The 1,591-nt window shown below is 69.3% G+C and carries 1 protein-coding gene; it reads right to left on the reverse strand.

The window, feature by feature from the left end; genetic code table 11:
* Nucleotides 1-1,591, reverse strand: a 1,591-nt coding sequence (locus AC1DYN_RS32450) for a DUF349 domain-containing protein (RefSeq protein ID WP_477966901.1), incomplete at both ends; no start/stop codon positions are given.

Here is a 1,591-nt window from a genome sequence, read left to right on the forward strand (position 1 = left end):
GACTTCGACCTTGCGCTGGTTTTCCAGCGGCCGCTGCAACGTGGTCAGCGCCTCTGAGAACAAGCCGTCGAGACGTTTCTTTTCCTTGCGGTCGACCGCGCCCAGATGGCTCCAGGCCGTACGCAGGCGCTGCACGGTAGCCGACACATGCTTCCAGTCAGCGTTGTCCTGCTGCAGGTTGGCGATCTCGGCCTGGGCTTCGTCGACCAGCGCCTGGCCGCGCGCGGCATTCGCGTGGCGCTCGTCGGCCAGCTGGCGGAAATGCGCGGCGGCCGGTGCGTAGGCAGCGCTGCAGGCGGCGTCGAAGCGCTCCCACAGGCTGCGCGGCGCCGGGCCGGACAAGGTGTCGAGCGCCTTCCAGCGCTCGCGCATGCTGCCGACCTTCTTGGCCAGTTCACCCATCGCCAGGTTCTGCGTGGCCAGCGTCTCGACTGTCTTGATCAATTCTTCGCGCGACACGTTGCCGCCCCAGCGCGCCCAGTCCGACAAACGCTTCAGGTCGGCGCGCAGATGGGTCAGGTGCTCGAGCTGGGCGCCTGTCAGGCGCACGCCCTTGTCCTTGGCGTCTTTCAGTGACTTGTCGATCTCGGCAGCGGTACCAAGCGAGCCCTGCTGCAGTGCGGCTTCGAGCGCCTCCATCTGCTCCAGGAAGGCCCGGTCGGCGCCCTGGTCCCTGGCAGGCGCGCTGCCGCTGTCGGCTGGCGCTGCCGCCGGAACTGCTTTCGGCTTGCGGATCGCTTGCGGGAACGACGCAAGCAAGGCGTCGAAGCGCGCTTGCAGGGCTTCAGCAGCGGCGTTGGCAGGCATGGCCGGCAGGCGCTGCCAGTCGCGGCGCAGTGCATCCGGCGTCAATTCTTCTTGCGGCTGTGCGGCCCATGCGGTGAGTGCCGCGTCACGGGCGGACAGCGCTGCGGCATCCTTCTCGGCGGTGGCCAGGCTAGCCGTCAGCCGTGCCAATTCATTGCTCAGCTCGCCCACCAGTGCGCGCGGCAGCGATGGGTGGCCAGGGTCGGCCAGTGCCGCTGCCTGTTCCTGCTGCAGGCGGGCCAGCGCCTCGCCGAGCGCGGCGGCGTCCAGCCCCTGCCCGTCGAGCTGGCGCAACGCCGTCAGGCGATCGATCATGGCGCGCTGCAACTGCACCTGCGCTTCAAGACGCGCGCCAAGCTGGGCGCGCACGGCCTCGAAGTCGGCAGCGAGCTCTGGCGCGCGGATGACCGACCATTTGCGGTCGAGTTCGCCAACGTGGTTGGGCGTGAGCAATGCATCGGCCAGCATGGCGCGCGCCTGTGCCAGCGTGTCCTCACCACGGCGCAGTTCGGCTTCATGGTGGCGGATCGCATCGAGTCGGCCATGCACGAGCTTGGCAACGCGGCGGTCGACATTGCGCATCGCGCCATATACGCGCTCGAGGTGCTCGCGGCCATGGAGCAGCTCGGCGGCGGCCAGGCGCAATTCGGAAAACGGGGATTGCAGGATGAACTCGGCGGCGGCGGCTTCGTCGTTGCCGAGCGCCTTGAGCTGCGCAGCCTGGCGCTCGCGGGCGCTGGCCACGGCGGCGCGCGCCTCGGCAGCCTGCGCCGCGGCCTGGTTT

This window comes from Rhizobacter sp. P2_D12 (assembly GCF_056404395.1).